At 72.5% G+C, this 15,288-nt stretch carries 11 protein-coding genes; 3 read left to right on the forward strand and 8 right to left on the reverse strand.

From position 1 onward, the window contains the following. The first annotated feature begins 171 nt into the window (after positions 1 to 171). Positions 172 to 1,836, forward strand: coding sequence for a protein kinase domain-containing protein (locus OG841_RS18425; protein ID WP_371566143.1), 1,665 nt, complete (start codon positions 172 to 174; stop codon positions 1,834 to 1,836). A 49-nt stretch (positions 1,837 to 1,885) separates the two neighbouring features. Here the strand turns inward: OG841_RS18425 and purH are convergent, their stop codons facing one another. Together purH and purN are read right to left on the reverse strand one after the other, a co-directional pair. Then, positions 1,886 to 3,460, reverse strand: coding sequence for a bifunctional phosphoribosylaminoimidazolecarboxamide formyltransferase/IMP cyclohydrolase (gene purH, locus OG841_RS18430; protein ID WP_328640478.1), 1,575 nt, complete (start codon positions 3,458 to 3,460; stop codon positions 1,886 to 1,888). Further along, a complete protein-coding gene (gene purN, locus OG841_RS18435) occupies positions 3,457 to 4,104 on the reverse strand; it encodes a phosphoribosylglycinamide formyltransferase (protein ID WP_328640477.1) in 648 nt (215 codons plus the stop codon). The genes purH and purN overlap by 4 nt, the downstream gene beginning before the upstream one ends. Before the next feature lie 286 nt (positions 4,105 to 4,390). Between purN and OG841_RS18440 the strand changes: the two genes are divergently transcribed. After that, the gene (locus tag OG841_RS18440; protein ID WP_328640476.1) at positions 4,391 to 5,179 is read left to right on the forward strand and encodes a hypothetical protein; all 789 of its coding nucleotides are present in this window, start codon (positions 4,391 to 4,393) and stop codon (positions 5,177 to 5,179) included. 4 nt (positions 5,180 to 5,183) lie between these two features. On the opposite strand, the gene OG841_RS18445 is transcribed toward OG841_RS18440, so the two are convergent. After that, positions 5,184 to 6,971 (reverse strand): cell division protein PerM, encoded by a 1,788-nt coding sequence (locus OG841_RS18445; protein ID WP_371566144.1) that lies wholly within the window; start codon positions 6,969 to 6,971, stop codon positions 5,184 to 5,186. Between OG841_RS18445 and OG841_RS18450 the strand changes: the two genes are divergently transcribed. Beyond that, positions 6,954 to 7,907, forward strand: coding sequence for an RNA polymerase sigma factor (locus OG841_RS18450; protein WP_405675211.1), 954 nt, complete (start codon positions 6,954 to 6,956; stop codon positions 7,905 to 7,907). The two genes, OG841_RS18445 and OG841_RS18450, sit on opposite strands and share 18 nt — an antisense overlap. 112 nt (positions 7,908 to 8,019) lie before the next feature. On the opposite strand, the gene sucD is transcribed toward OG841_RS18450, so the two are convergent. The 5 genes from sucD to OG841_RS18475 form a co-directional block, all read right to left on the reverse strand. Next, entirely contained in the window at positions 8,020 to 8,904 is an 885-nt protein-coding gene (gene sucD / locus OG841_RS18455) for a succinate--CoA ligase subunit alpha (protein ID WP_046261564.1), read from the reverse strand. A gap of 21 nt (positions 8,905 to 8,925) precedes the next feature. Beyond that, positions 8,926 to 10,104, reverse strand: coding sequence for an ADP-forming succinate--CoA ligase subunit beta (gene sucC / locus OG841_RS18460; protein WP_328640473.1), 1,179 nt, complete (start codon positions 10,102 to 10,104; stop codon positions 8,926 to 8,928). 470 nt (positions 10,105 to 10,574) lie between these two features. Continuing rightward, positions 10,575 to 12,488: a hypothetical protein gene (locus tag OG841_RS18465; RefSeq protein WP_371566147.1), complete on the reverse strand. Its 1,914-nt coding sequence runs from the start codon at positions 12,486 to 12,488 to the stop codon at positions 10,575 to 10,577. A gap of 175 nt (positions 12,489 to 12,663) precedes the next feature. Continuing rightward, a complete protein-coding gene (locus OG841_RS18470) occupies positions 12,664 to 13,677 on the reverse strand; it encodes a hypothetical protein (RefSeq protein ID WP_371566148.1) in 1,014 nt (337 codons plus the stop codon). A gap of 230 nt (positions 13,678 to 13,907) precedes the next feature. Next, positions 13,908 to 15,224 (reverse strand): VWA domain-containing protein, encoded by a 1,317-nt coding sequence (locus OG841_RS18475; RefSeq protein ID WP_371566150.1) that lies wholly within the window; start codon positions 15,222 to 15,224, stop codon positions 13,908 to 13,910. Positions 15,225 to 15,288 lie beyond the last annotated feature (64 nt).

The following is a 15,288-nucleotide window of genomic DNA, read 5'->3' on the forward strand; positions in this document are numbered from 1 at the left end:
CGCGCGGTCTCCGGCCCTTTCGGGGGAGGGCCGGAGACCGCGCTCACGTATGCGCGGGCCGCGTTCCCCCCGTATCCCGGCACTCCCCGGCAGCGGGGCGCTAGCCTCTCCTCAGTCAACTGGCGTGCCGTGAGAGCACGTTGAGGAAAGAAAAGGCAGGTCGGGGGGACCGTGACAGACATACCGGCGGCCGGTGACGCGCTGCGGCAGGCGGGCGCGGTCCCGCTGCTGCCCGCCGATCCCGGACGTATCGGACCCTACGTCCCGCTCGGGCTGCTCGGCAGCGGCGGCATGGGCCGGGTCTATCTGGCCCGGCGTGCCGACGACGCCCCGGGACTCGCCGCCGTGAAGGTGATCCGGCCCGAGTACGCCGAAGGTCCGGACTTCCGGCGGCGCTTCGAGCGGGAGGCCTCCGTGCACGGCCGGGTGCGCACACCGCGCGCACCGCATCTGCTGGGCACCGGATTCGACGACGCGCTGCTGTGGATGGCCACCGAGTACCTGCCCGGCCTCAACCTCGCCGAGGCCGTCCGCGAGTGCGGGCTGCTGGAGCCGGCCGGGGTGTGGCGGCTGGTCGCGGAACTCGGGGAGGCCCTGTCGGCGCTGGCCGCCGCCGGGGTCGTGCACCGGGATCTCAAGCCGTCCAACGTGGTCCTGTCCCCGCGGGGCACGCACGTCATCGACTTCGGCATCTCCCGCGCGGCCGACAGCAGCGCGATCACCACGACCGGGAACCGGGTCGGCACGGCCGCGTACATGGCGCCCGAGTACCTGCGCGAGGGCCGCTGCGACGCCGCCTCCGACGTCTTCTCCCTCGGCTGCACACTCGTCTACGCCGCCACCGGGCACGCCCCCTTCGGCGACGGGACCGGTGTGGACGTCATGCACCGGGTCGCCTTCGAGGCACCCGACACCGAGGTCATGGCCGAACTCGCGCAGGCGGACCCCGCGTTGGCCGCGCTGCTGTCCGCCTGTCTCGCCAAGGACCCCGCCGGGCGTCCCGCCCCGCGGCAGCTGACCGACGCGGCCACGGCCGCAGGACACAGCCGCGCGTCCCACTGGCAGGAACCCCTGGCCGCCCGGCTCCGTGACCGGCAGCAGGGGTGTGCGGTGCTGGAGGGCGGGCCCGTCCGGCAGTCCCCCCACTTCCGCACGCCCACGGAGCCGGTGCTCTCACCCGTCCCCGCCCCGGTCACCGGGACCGGTAAGCGGCGGAGGCCCCTCCTGGCCGCCGTCGCGGGGATCGCCGTCGGAGCCGTGGCCGTCGGAGCCTTCCTGCTCACCCGCCCGGGCCTCGACTCCCCGGCCGCCGCCGCCCCGACGCGCTCCGCCGGCGTCAGCGCCTCCGCCGCACCGCCCTCTTCCGGGACCGGGGCCTCCGCCTCACCCTCGGGCAAGGACGCCGACGAGAAGAAGAAGGACAAGAGCGAAGCGCAGACGGCCGCCCCCGAGGCGAGCGGCAGCGCACCGGACAGCACTCCGTCCGCGACGGCCACCCGGAACAGCGGCAGCACGGGCGGCGGACACAGCAAGGCCCCCAGCCCCACCGCCACGGTGACCAGGACCGCGGCGCCCCCGGCCACCCCCGCCTGGATCTCGGGCTGCACGTACTACTCCGGCACCGAACTCACCGACTACGGCGACAAGGGCCAGCGGGTCGTGCAGGTGCAGTGCATGCTCACCAAGCGCGGCTACAGCGTGGGCGGTTCGGGCGTGGACGGCGAGTTCGGCAAGGACACCCAGTCGGCGGTCAAGCAGTTCCAGAGCGCCAAGGGGCTGGAGGTGGACGGGCAGGTGGGCCCCAACACGTGGGCGGCGCTGCGCAGTTCGACGTAGCGCCGCCCTCGGGTCGGGCCGGTTGTCAGTGTCAGTGTCAGTGTCAGTGTCAGTGGAAGAAGTGCCGCGTCCCCGTGAAGTACATCGTGACGCCGGCCTTCTTCGCGGCCTCGACGACGAGTTCGTCCCGGACCGAGCCGCCCGGCTGGACGACCGCCTTCACACCGGCCTCCAGGAGGACCTCCAGGCCGTCCGGGAACGGGAAGAAGGCGTCCGAGGCCGCGTACGAGCCCTGCGCGCGCTCGGCGCCGGCCCGCTCGACGGCCAGCTTCGCGGAGTCGACCCGGTTGACCTGCCCCATGCCGACGCCGACCGACGCGCCGTCCTTGGCGAGGAGGATGGCGTTGGACTTGACGGCCCGGCAGGCCCGCCAGGCGAACGCGAGCTCACCGAGCTCGTCCGCGCTCAGGGCCTCGCCGGTCGCCAGAGTCCAGTTCGCCGGGTCGTCGCCCTCGGCCTGGAGGCGGTCGGTGACCTGGAGGAGCGCGCCGCCGTCGATGGGCTTGACCTCGGCGGGGTGCGCGGGCGCGGCCGGGGCCTTCAGGACCCGGATGTTCTTCTTCTTGGCGAGGGCTTCGAGGGCACCGTCCTCGTAGTCGGGCGCGACGATGACCTCGGTGAAGATCTCCGCGACCTGCTCCGCCATCTCCTTGCTGACCGGCCGGTTGACGGCGATGACGCCACCGAAGGCCGACAGCGGGTCACACGCGTGTGCCTTGCGGTGCGCCTCGGCGACATCCGAACCGACCGCGATGCCGCAGGGGTTGGCGTGCTTGATGATCGCGACGGCCGGCTCGGTGTGGTCGTACGCGGCACGGCGGGCGGCGTCCGTGTCCGTGTAGTTGTTGTACGACATCTCCTTGCCGTGCAGCTGCTCCGCCTCGGCGAGGCCGACGCCGGTGCCGTCGACGTAGAGCGCGGCGGGCTGGTGCGGGTTCTCGCCGTAGCGCAGGGTGCTCTTGCGCTCCAGGGCCGCGGCGATGAACTCGGGGAACGGGGAGTCGTCCGCGGGGGCGTAGGCGCTCGCGAACCAGCTCGCGACCGCGATGTCGTACTCGGCGGTGTGCCGGAAGGCCTCGGCGGCGAGCCGCTTGCGGGTGGCGAGGTCGAAGCCGCCGTCCTTGACCGCGGCGAGGACGTCCGCGTACCGCTCGGAGCTGGTGACGACGGCGACCGACGGGTGGTTCTTGGCGGCGGCGCGCACCATGGACGGCCCGCCGATGTCGATCTGCTCGACGCACTCGTCGGGGGTGGCCCCCGAGGCGACGGTCTCGCGGAACGGGTAGAGGTTGACGACGACAAGATCGAAGGGCTCGACGCCCAGCTCCGCGAGCTGCTCACGGTGGCTGTCCAGCCGCAGGTCGGCGAGGATGCCGGCGTGCACGCGCGGGTGCAGGGTCTTGACGCGGCCGTCCAGGCACTCGGGGAAGCCGGTGAGCTCCTCGACCTTGGTGACGGGGACGCCGGCGGCGGCGATACGGCCCGCGGTGGACCCGGTGGAGACGAGTTCGACGCCGGCTTCGTGCAGCCCGCGGGCAAGCTCTTCGAGCCCGGTCTTGTCGTAGACGCTGACGAGCGCGCGACGGATGGCCCGCTTGCCGTTCTCGATGCTCTCGGCGGTCACTGGATAACTACCTTTCGTCCCTCAATGCGATAGCCGTTGCGGGCGAGCCGCCCCACGACCTCGACGAGCAGCCTTCGCTCGACTTCCTTGATGCGCTCGTGCAGAGCGCTCTCGTCGTCCTCGTCCCGGATCTCCACCACGCCCTGGGCGATGATCGGTCCGGTGTCGACGCCGTCGTCGACGAAGTGGACGGTGCAGCCGGTGACCCTGGCTCCGTACGCGAGCGCGTCGCGCACTCCGTGGGCCCCCGGAAAACTGGGCAGCAGCGCGGGGTGGGTGTTCACGAACCGCCCGCCGAAGCGCGCGAGGAACTCCTTGCCCACGATCTTCATGAACCCGGCGGACACCACGAGGTCGGGTTCGTACGCGGAGACGGCCTCGGCGAGGGCGGCGTCCCACTCCTCGCGGGTCTCGAAGTCCTTGACCTTGCGGACGAAGGTGGGAATCCGGGCCCGCTCGGCCCGCGCGAGCCCCTCGATGTTCTCGCGGTCCGCCCCGACGGCCACGATCTCGGCACCGTAGGCCGCCGCGCCGCTCGTCTCGATGGCGTCCAGCAGCGCCTGTAGGTTCGTACCGGATCCGGAGACCAGCACGACCAGGCGCTTGACCGGCCTGGCCTGCTCGGCCACGGGCTTGGCGGCCACGGCGGGGCCCTTTCTCGGGGGAGCGTTTGTACGGTCGTACGAATGCTTCGAGCCCCGGGATACGGGGAAGTCTACGAAGCGGCCGAACGTCAGCAACGATACCGGCACACCGGCAGGCCCCCACGGGACGGGGGCGTGGCCGGAAGGTAGCGTCTGGGAGGGACCGGTCCGGGAACGCGGGTGGTGCGCGGTGCGTTCACGGGGTGAGGCTCGCGCCGACGGGCCCACCGAACCGTTCCATCCACACCGTGCAAGTCACATCCTTCAAGGGGAAGACGCTCACTTGATGTCGGACCGCAGCCTGCGACTCCTCACGCTCCCCCCGCAGTCGGTGCAGGGAGGGGAGCGCAGCGGCATGCTGCTGCGGGAGCAGCCCGCCTCGCCGCCGGACGCCCCTTCCTCCGACAAGAAGAACGGCGAGGGACGGGGCGGGGCGGCCGAGGACGACAACCCCTTCGCCCCGCCGCCGGAGGGCACTCCGGACCGCCCGTGGCAGCCGCGCCGCCCCGAGGGCTCGGACGACGGCCAGGGCGACGGCAGTCGAGGCCGCACCCCGTGGGGCAGTCAGTGGAGCGACCGCCAGCCGGGCCGCTCCGACGGCGGCTTCGGCGAGCGCCCGGGCGCCGGCCCCGGCGGCGGCCCGGAGGGCCAGGGCAACGCGGGTCCGGGCCCGCGCTGGGACCCGACGGACCCCGCCCAGCGCCGCGCCCGCTACGCCCTGCTCTCCGGCATGTGGGCCTTCTTCTTCGCCCTCTTCGGCTGGTTGTATCTGGCCCTGCTCCTGGGCGCGCTGGCCCTGTACTGGGGCATCAGCGCGCTGCGCGCCAAGCCCCGCACCCCGGACCCCGACACCCCCGTTCCTCCCCAGTCCGCCCGCCCCCAGACCACGGCGGCGGTGAGCGGCCTGGTCACCGCCTCCCTGGCCATCGCGCTGGTGGCGGGGGTCTTCACCGCGCGGCTCGTCTACGACGACTACTACACCTGCACGAACGACGCCCTCACCAGCCAGGCGAAGCAGTCGTGCACGGATCTGCTCCCGAAGGAATTCCGGGGCCTGCTGGGCGAGAACAGCTGACGCGTCAGTCGGCGGGCGGGAGCTTCTCCGGGGATTCCTCCGGCGGCGTGGACGCCTCCTTCAGGACCGACCAGCGGGTCTCGCGCGACGTCTCGTCGTACCAGGGCGTCGGCGAAGGCACCGGCTCCGTCTGGGGCGCTGCGGGCAGGAAGCCGTACGGCTCGTAGGTGTCGTCCTGGTCGTGGCGGGCGTAGGTGTCGTCCTGGTCGTGGTGGGCGCCCTGGTCGTGGGTGTCGAAGGGGTCGTCCTGCGGGCCACTCGCCTCCACCAAACCAGTCCCGGGGGCAGTCCCAGAGCCGATCCCGGGGGCCGTCCGGGGGGCAGTCCCAGAGCCGATCCCGGGGGCCGTCCGGGGGGCAGTCCCGGAACCGCTCCCGGGGGCGGCCCCAAGGCCAGTCCCATGACCGGCCCCGAGGCCTGTCCCGGCGGCCGTCCCCGGGGCGGGCTCAGCCGCGCCCGTCGCCTTGCGCCGTGAGGGCCTGGGCACCGACGGCACCCACTGCCGCGGTCCGCCTCGCGAGCGGCCCCGCCAGGCCCGTACCGCCAACGCCACCGGAAGCCCCACCCCCGCGATCCAGCCCACCACCGCTCCACCCACCTGCCACCACACCGGCCCGAACCGTGCCAGCGTCCCCACCCCCAGCGGTCCACCGGCCAGCACCGCCAGCACGGCGACCGTCCCGGCGCACAGCACCGCCGCCCAGCACACCGCACCCGCCGCCCGCGCCCGTGACCACCCCGCGGCCGCGGCCCGCCCCACGAACCACCCCACCACCGCCCCGGCCACCACCGGTACCGCCCCCGCCGCCCAGTGCGTCGGCTCCCCGGGCCCCGCCTCCGGCACCGCGGCCAGCAGCGGGAACGACGGCAGCATCGGTGCGGGATCCGAGGCCAGCGGCCCCACCACATGCCCCGCACCGAGGACGAACCCGGGTCCGACGGCGTACCCCACTGCCCACACCACGGCGTTCGGCACCAGCGTCAGACACAGCAGGAGGACGGCGAAGCGACCGGACCAGCCCTCCGTGAGGTGCAGAAAGGAGCCTCGCGTCGCCGCGCCGTGCGCCACCAGCGACACCCCCAGCAGCACCGCCCCGCCCCCGACGAGCACGGAGATCCCGGCCGCCGCGGCTCGTGCCGCCACAGCGAGCCGGTCCCGGGCGTCCGCTCCGAGGACGAGCCGCCGCATCCCCCGGGGCAGCAGCACCAGCACGCCGTCCACGGCGTCGGAGGGACGGCCGTACGCCGTCCACACCCCCGCACCGGCCGCACCCATGACGAGGACCGGCAGGCACACGCAGGTCCACATCCAGGAGGGCCGCAGCGCTCCGCCGGACGCGTAGAGTGCGGCGGCCGCGGCGACCGGAAGGTACCCGAGCACGACCCCTGCCCACGCGGCCCGCCCGGAAGCCGCGGGCGACTCCTCGTCCTCCGAGGCCGCGTCCCGCGCCGCCCGGTGCACCAGCCACAACGGCAGCGCCGGCAACAGCAACGGGGTGACACCCACGGGCGCCGGAAACCCGGAGAGCGTGTCCGTCCGGACCAGCTCGGCCCCGTGCGCGAGCAGCCACAGGGCCGCAGCCACGTGCAGCGCGCCGCCCGGACCGCTGTCGGGATACGGCGAGCTGATCCACAACATGATCACGAGCACGGCGAACGAACCCAGCCCCAGTCCGGCGGCCACCGCGCCACCCAGGAGGCCGGCGGCCAAGCCGGGCGTTCGGTCCCGCAGACGGGCGAGCAGGGGCGGCAACGAGGTCCGGCGAGCGGTCATCTGGATCACGCCCGCCATGCTCCCAACGACACGCGCTTTCCCGTCGTAACAGGCGAACCTCCGATGTGTCGCTCAATATACATCTATGTACTTTTTCGTACGAAGGGGCGCCTTGTGACGGTTCCTCAGCAGGAGCACGAGGAGCTCCCTGCCACCCCCCTGACACCCGCTCAGGCCTTCGACGCGCTGTACGCGTTCTGCGCCCCCGCGCTCGTCCGGCAGGCCTACCTGCTCACCGGCCGCCGTGAGCTCGCCCGTGAGTCGGTCGAGCGGGCCTTCCAACTCGCCTGGCAGCGCTGGCCCGAGGTGGCGGTGGACCGGGACCCGGCGGGCTGGGTACGGATCATGACGTACGAGTACGCCCTCTCTCCCTGGCACCGCTTCCGCCCCCGCTACCGCAACCCCGAGGCACCGGTCACCGACCCGTCCGACCGCGCGCTGATGACCGTACTCATGGAACTCCCACCGGCGCAGCGGCGCACCCTCCTGTTGTACGACGGTGTGGGCCTCGATCTTCCGGAGGCGGCGGCGGAGACGGAGGCGAGCACCCCGGCGACGGCGAACCGGCTGATGAACGCGCGCGCGGCGATCGCGGCACGGCTTCCCGACCTGGCCGACCCGTCCGACCTGCACGACCGCCTGGTCTCGCTGGCCTCCAGGGAACGGTTGCGTGCCGCGCAGCCGCCCGCGGTGAGGAGCGGGAGTGAGCGCCGGGCACGCTTGTGGACCAGTGCCGCGATCGCGTTCACGGTGGCGCTGATCGGCACGACGGCGCTCACGGTGCGGACGGCTCCGACGCATTACGAGCCACCGATCGCGCCGGGGGCGGAGGTGCAGGGGGTGCCGGCGCGGGTGGCGCCGGGGGCGCTGTCGGCGGCGGAGGCGAAACTTCGGGAGAAGCTGCGGAAGGAGACGGCGAGCGGTCCGGAGAGGCTGGTGCCGGTGAGTCGTTGACTGCGGGCCACAACGCACCCGCCCAGCAACCCGACCCGACACCCTCGTGACGCGCCGATGGGCCCGCTCCAACCCACGGAGCGAGCCCATCAAGGTGCAGCTAGGAGCCTGTTCAGCCGGCCAGGATCTCGCGCGCCAGCTTCGCCGTCTCGGTCGGCGTCTTGCCGACCTTGACGCCGGCGGCCTCGAGGGCCTCCTTCTTCGCGGCGGCCGTGCCGGAGGAGCCGGAGACGATGGCACCGGCGTGGCCCATGGTCTTGCCCTCGGGCGCGGTGAAGCCCGCGACGTATCCGACGACCGGCTTCTTCACGTTCTCCGCGATGAACGCGGCCGCACGCTCCTCGGCGTCGCCGCCGATCTCACCGATCATGACGATCAGGTCGGTGTCGGGGTCGGCCTCGAACGCGGCGAGCGCGTCGATGTGCGTCGTACCGATGATCGGGTCGCCACCGATGCCGACGGCCGACGAGAAGCCGATGTCCCGCAGCTCGTACATCATCTGGTACGTCAGCGTGCCGGACTTCGACACCAGGCCGATACGACCCGGCTTGGTGATGTCGCCCGGGATGATGCCGGCGTTCGACTGGCCCGGGGTGATGAGACCGGGGCAGTTCGGGCCGATGATCCGGGTCTTGTTGCCCTGGGACACGGCGTACGCGTAGAACGCGGCCGAGTCGTGGACCGCGATGCCCTCGGTGATGACGACTGCGAGCGGGATCTCGGCGTCGATCGCCTCGACCACGGCGGCCTTGGCGAAGGCCGGCGGCACGAAGAGGACGGACACGTTCGCGCCCGTCTTCTCGATCGCCTCGGCGACCGTGCCGAAGACCGGGATCTCGTTGCCGTCGATGTCGACGGACGTGCCCGCCTTACGGGGGTTCACGCCACCGACGATGTTGGTGCCGTCCGCCAGCATGAGCTTGGTGTGCTTCATGCCCGTGGCACCGGTCATGCCCTGGACGATGACCTTGCTGTCCTTGTTGAGGAAGATAGCCATGGCTGTGTCTGTCCCTCTTCCTTACTTCGCAGCCGCGAGCTCGGCGGCCTTGTCGGCCGCGCCGTCCATGGTGTCCACGCGCTGCACCAGCGGGTGGTTGGCGTCGGAGAGGATCTTGCGACCCAGCTCGGCGTTGTTGCCGTCGAGGCGGACGACGAGGGGCTTGGTGACGTCCTCGCCCTTGTCCGCGAGCAGCTGCAGCGCCTGCACGATGCCGTTGGCGACCTCGTCGCACGCGGTGATGCCGCCGAAGACGTTGACGAAGACCGACTTGACGTCGGGGTCGCCCAGGATGATCTCCAAGCCGTTCGCCATCACGGCCGCGGACGCGCCGCCGCCGATGTCGAGGAAGTTGGCGGGCTTGACGCCACCGTGCGCCTCACCGGCGTACGCGACGACGTCCAGGGTGCTCATGACGAGACCCGCGCCGTTGCCGATGATGCCGACCTCGCCGTCGAGCTTGACGTAGTTGAGGTTCTTCTCCTTGGCGGCGGCCTCGAGGGGGTTGGCCGCGTCCTTGTCCTGGAGGGCCTCGTGCCCCGGCTGACGGAACTCGGCGTTCTCGTCGAGGGAGACCTTGCCGTCCAGGGCGAGGACGTCACCGGAGGCGACCTTGGCCAGCGGGTTGACCTCGACGAGGAGGGCGTCCTCTTCGATGAAGGTCTTCCACAGGGTGACCAGGACGTTCTCGACCTTGTCGGCGACCTCGGCCGGGAAGTTCGCGGCCTGGACGATCTGGCGGGCGACCTCGGGGGTCACACCCACGTTGGCGTCGATCGGCGTCTTGGCCACGGCCTCGGGGCGGGTCTCCGCCACCTCCTCGATCTCCATGCCGCCCTCGACGGACGCGATGGAGAGGAAGGTGCGGTTGGCACGGTCGAGGAGGAAGGAGACGTAGTACTCCTCCACGATCTCCGGAGCCGTCTCGGCGATCATCACCTTGTGGACCGTGTGGCCCTTGATGTCCATGCCGAGGATGTTGGTCGCGTGCTCGACCGCCTCGTCGGCGGAGGCGGCGAGCTTGACGCCGCCGGCCTTGCCACGGCCGCCGACCTTCACCTGGGCCTTGACGACGGACTTGCCACCGAGGCGCTCGGTGGCTGCGCGGGCCGCCTCAGGCGTGTCGATGACTTCACCGGCCAGCACCGGTACATCGTGCTTGGCGAAGAGGTCCCTCGCCTGGTACTCGAACAGGTCCACGCGCTTCCGTCCCTATCAGTGATCTCGCGGTTCGTTGTCTGCGTGGGCGTGCCGCGAGGGCAACGTGACGTCCGACCGTGTCTGTCACAAGGGAGGCGCACACGGTGTCCGAGCGCGCGGCATGTCCGTCTCGCAGGTTATCGCTGCTTGCGGGAGGCCCCTAAATCGAGGGTCACACCTGAGCGGTGATACCTGTCACATGATGCCGCGCTCACTGGCACGGCGTGCCGCGTGTGAGGGCACCGGGACGCTTCCCCGGGGCATGGGGGAGGCATGGGGAAGGGCCTCACCGGGGTGGGGTCGACCCGGTGAGGCCCCTTGTGCGGCCCCTTCCTCAAGGGGGCCCGGGCGGTCGATCCCCACCCCAATGGGGACCGCTTCGCCCCGTCCGTGAGCGTCCGGCAGGACAGACCGACGGCTTTCGGCCGTCCGGGGCCCGTCACCTCACGGAGTCGTTCGGCGGGGGACGGTCAGGCGCGGTACCGCATCTCCTGCGCGTCACCCGGGGTGAGGGACTCGGCCACGCCCTGGACGCCGGTGACGGCGTGCCCGGCGAGCGGTCCGGCGGTGTCCTGGACGGTCCCGGTCAGATCCCCGGCGAAGGGGCCGACCTGCCCGACGACGGGAACGGCCTCGCCGACGACGCCGTACGCGAAGGGCGTGACGTCGCCCGTGACGCCGTACGCCAGCGTCGTGGCACTGTCGGCGACCGGCTCGACCGTCCGGGTCACGGTGTCGACGACCGGCTGGACCGCTCCGGTGACACCGTGCGCGAAGGCCGGGACCTCACCCGTCACGCCGTACGCCAGGTCGGTGGTGTGTCCGGCGACGCCGTACGCGAGCGGCGCGACGTCGCCGACGACGCCGTACGCGAAGGAGTGGACGTCCTCTGTGACGCCGTACGCCAGGGTGGTCGCGTCCGCGACGGCCTGCCCGGCGACCGGCACCACGCCGTGCACGGCGGTGTTCGCGACCGGGGGCAGCACGGCGTCGGTGGTGTCCTGGGCGACCTGCCCGACGAGGCCGGTGGCGTAGGGCGGCACGTCGGCGACGACTCCGTCGACGACCGGAAGCACGCCGGCGACCGTGCCGGTGGCGTACGCGGCCACGCCGTGCTGGATCCCCCCGACTCCGGCGACCGCGCCGCCGACGACGGGCCGCACACCCTGGACGGTGCCGTCCACGACCGGGGACACGTCCCCGACGACTCCGTACGCCAGCGCGGTCGCGGCACCCACGGCGTGCCCGGCGGTCTGCGCGACCCCGCCCACAGCCCCTTCGGCGACGGGCGCCACGCCGCCCACCGCTCCGGTGGCGACCGGGGTCACGCCGCCCACGGTCCGCCCGACGGCGGGTACGACCCCTTCGGCGACCGGCACGACACCGTCCACCGCCTGCGCGGCGACCGGCACCACTCCGTCCACGGCGGCGCTCGCGACGGGCGGCACGACCGCGGCGACCGTCTGGTCGACGACAGGGGTGACAGTCCCGGGGACGCCCGCGACGGTGCCGAGAGCCTCCCGGTGGACGCTGTTCACGGTGCCCGTGATGTGGCTCGGGACGGAGGAGACCGTGGCCTCGGCGGCGGCCGTGACGGCGGTGGCCTCGGCCCCGGCCGTGCCGGAGACGCCGGCGATCCGGCCCTGCGCTCCGGCGAGCGTGGCGTGCGCGGCGCCGGTCGCGCCCGCGACGGTGTGCTGCTTCTTCGTCCGTACGACGCCGTCGACGCCCTGCGCCTGGGAACGGGCCGCCGCCTGGACGCCCTGCAGCTTCGTCTGGGCGCCGGCCAGGGCCCGCTCCACCTCGGGGGCGAAGGCCGAGAGGGGGCCGAAGAGGTAGTCGACGCCGTGCTCGGGGGCGGTGGGTGTGCTCGGCGCGGTGGGCGCGGCGACGTCGGAGGCCTTGACGGCGGCGGCCTGCGCGGCGTTGGACTTCGCCTCGGCCTGCGCGGCCCGGGCCGCCTTCGCGCCCTGGATGGCCGCGGCGCCCTTCACCTTGGACGCCTTGGACTGGGCTGCCTGGGACACCTGCGGGACCGTGACCTTCGTGTCTGCGTGACGGCGAGCCTGCTCGGTGGTGTCGGCGGTCGCCTTCCGCGCGGTGCCGGTGGTGCCGGTGGTGTCGGTGGTGTCGGCGATGGTGGTGGTGACATCGGAGACGACGCCGTCGACCGTGCCGTCGAGGGTGTCGGTGACCGTGGCGAGGGTGTCGGTGACGGTGGTGTTCGTGTCGGTCGCGGTGTCGGACACGGTATCCGTCGCCGTGTCCGTCGCGGAGAGGGAGGTGGCCGGGAGCTCGTCCGCGCTGGCCACGGCGGAACCGAGTGCCCACGCACCGGTGACACCGGCGGCTATGACGATGGAACGGCGGATGTTCTTGTTCATGAGTGCGTCAGATCCCTGGATCTTGGGGTGCCTGGGGAGGCATGGGGACATCCGGAGCCACGAGGCTCCAGGGGGATCCGTCCGGAGATCTGAGGAGATCTGGGGGGTGTCCGAACGGCTGGGGCAGACCTGTTCCGCCCCCGCGCGGCAGGTCGGCGGCGGGGGAAGGCCTGCCCTAGCCGGGGAAGACGGGGATGTCCCGGTGCCTGTCCCGGGTCCCGGCCGCGTCGACGCTCGCGGCGGCACCGGGCACGAGCCGCAGCGGCGCCCGGTTGTCGAGGGTGACGGCATGCGCGTCGCCGTGTCGCGACGAGCCGTTGTCCACGGCCGACTTGCCGCCCAGGGCTCCGCTCTGGTTGTCGGAGGGCACCTGGTGCGCGGGCGCGTGGGCGGTGGAAGGGATGGTGCGGTGGGCGGAGGAGTGTGCGGCGTCCTCGGCCACGGTGCCGTGACCGGCGACCCTCGGCCCGTAGACGGCACCGTCGCCCGCGGAGCCCTCGTCGTCGGCCGGCTTCGTCACCGCGTGATCACCCGGCTGGGGCTGCGGCGCCGAGGTGACCGGCGCCGGCGCGGGCAGCGTCCTGACCGGGATCCCGGGCAGGCCGGGCACCGTCGGGACACCCGGCACCGTGGGCAGGGTCGGCCACGACGGGGACTCCGGGAACGACGGCAGCGTCGGCCACCCCGGCAGGGTGGGCTCCGCCGGTGTCACGACCGTCTCGGTCAACCCCGTGGTCACCGTCTCGACCAGATCTCCGACGGGCCGCACGACGCCGTCGGCCACGGCCCCGACGACGTCCTCGGTCACCGGGCGGAGAACCTTGTCGCCGACCGGGTGGGTGAGGGCGTCGGGGGCGGGGGCGTCGGGGGCGGGGGCGGGGTCGGGGGCAACCGGCTGGGGAGAGCTGCCCTTTGCCGTGTCCGTCAATGCGGGGGTGGCGGTGGGTGCGGCGGTGTCCTCGGGCGTGGCAGTGTGCCTGGCCATCGGCTCTGCCGACGGTTTCACCAGCTGAGCGGCCGCCTTCCCCGGCAACGCCCCGATGCCGTCGGCCGCATGTGCCTGCTCCCCGCAGAGGAAGCCGAGCACGAACAACCCACCCACCAGCAGACCCACTTGCAGCGCACGCCGCCCGACCGCCGCGCGCAGCACGCGCACCGCGGTACCGGGAAAGGCTGCTGACCAGGTCAAGAGGGGCCGGGTCCTTCCGTGCGACGGAACGAAGCGAAACGGAATGGAATGGAACGGAACGAAGGCGAAAGGGAAACGGTGGGGAAGGGTGAAGACTGTGGAGAAGCCGATCCTTGCACGGGGTGCCCGAGGTCGCGCAAGTCCCCTGTTACCGATGCGTAGTCATGTCCGTTTTGGTGGGCGAAGCCGCAGGTCACTGGGTCGACAAATCACCAACGAGCGGCCCGGGTTCACACCGGGTCGGGTATCGGAAGCGGCCGCTTCTCGATGGCCGCCGCCATCACCTCCGGGAACAGGTCGGGGGTGCAGGCGAAGGCCGGTGCGCCCAGCGCGGCGAGCGCGGCCGCGTGCTCCCGGTCGTAGGCGGGCGCCCCCTCGTCCGACAGCGCGAGCAACGTCACGAACTGAACGCCTGAGGCCTTCATCGCCGCGACCCGCTTGAGCATCTCGTTGCGTATGCCGCCCTCGTAGAGGTCGCTGATCAGCACCATCACCGTCTCCGCGGGCCGGGTGATCTGCGACTGGCAGTACGCCAGCGCCCGGTTGATGTCCGTGCCGCCGCCGAGCTGGGTACCGAACAGCACGTCCACCGGGTCGTCGAGCTGGTCGGTGAGGTCGACGACCGCGGTGTCAAAGACGACGAGCCGCGTGTCGATCGACCGCATGGAGGCCAGCACCGCCCCGAACACGGACGCGTAGACCACGGAAGCCGCCATGGACCCCGACTGGTCGATGCAGAGGACGACCTCCTTCTTCACCGACCGGGAGGCGCGGCCGTATCCGATCAGCCGCTCCGGCACGATCGTCCGGTACTCGGGGAGGTAGTGCTTGAGGTTGGCCGAGATCGTGCGGTTCCAGTCGATGTCGTGGTGGCGCGGCCGGCTGATCCGGGCGCTGCGGTCGAGGGCACCGGTGAGCGTGGCGCGGGTGCGGGTGGCGAGCCGCTTCTCCAGGTCCTCGACGACCTTGCGCACGACGGCCCGTGCCGTTTCCTTGGTCGTCTCCGGCATCGCCTTGTTGAGCGACAGAAGGGTGCCGACCAGATGCACGTCGGCCTCCACCGCTTCCAGCATCTCCGGCTCGAGGAGCAGAGTGGACAACCCGAGCCGGTCGATGGCGTCCCGCTGCATGACCTGGACGACGGAGGAGGGGAAGTACGTCCGGATGTCCCCGAGCCACCGGGCCACGGACGGCGCCGAGGCGCCGAGCCCCGCCGAACGGTCCTTCCCCGTCTGCCTCTTCCCGTCCCCCCTGCCGTAGAGCGCGGTCAACGCCCCGTCCATCGCGGCATCCTGCGCACCGAGCGTGCACCCGGTTCCATCAGCCGCCTCCCCACCCAGCACAAGCCGCCAACGCCGCAGCCGCTCGTCTGCGGGGGCTGCGGGGGCTGCGGGGGCTGCGGGGGCTGCGGGGGCTGCGGGGGCTGCGGGGGCTGCGGGGGAGGCTGCCAGGGCATTGACCGGAACCAGCGTCGGGGCCGTGGCCGAATCTTCCGCAGCTTCGGTCGCCTGGTGGTTGCCCATGGGCGGACGCCGTGCTGGATTCATCCGCGGGCGCGGGCTCCTGGCCGGATCCGTCGTCTCCGGCTTCGTCAGGTCGTTCGGCTCGGTT

This window comes from Streptomyces canus, assembly GCF_041435015.1.
In the GTDB taxonomy this organism is placed as follows: Bacteria; Actinomycetota; Actinomycetes; order Streptomycetales; family Streptomycetaceae; genus Streptomyces; species Streptomyces canus_G.

Bases quoted from the DNA above. Each gene is read 5' to 3' on its own strand.
- OG841_RS18440 (WP_328640476.1), top strand. From the start codon at position 4,391: ATGTCGGACCGCAGCCTGCGACTCCTCACGCTCCCCCCGCAGTCGGTG.
- OG841_RS18445 (WP_371566144.1), bottom strand. From the start codon at position 6,971: ATGGCGGGCGTGATCCAGATGACCGCTCGCCGGACCTCGTTGCCGCCC.
- sucD (WP_046261564.1), bottom strand. From the start codon at position 8,904: ATGGCTATCTTCCTCAACAAGGACAGCAAGGTCATCGTCCAGGGCATG.
- OG841_RS18465 (WP_371566147.1), bottom strand. From the start codon at position 12,488: ATGAACAAGAACATCCGCCGTTCCATCGTCATAGCCGCCGGTGTCACC.
- OG841_RS18475 (WP_371566150.1), bottom strand. From the start codon at position 15,224: ATGAATCCAGCACGGCGTCCGCCCATGGGCAACCACCAGGCGACCGAA.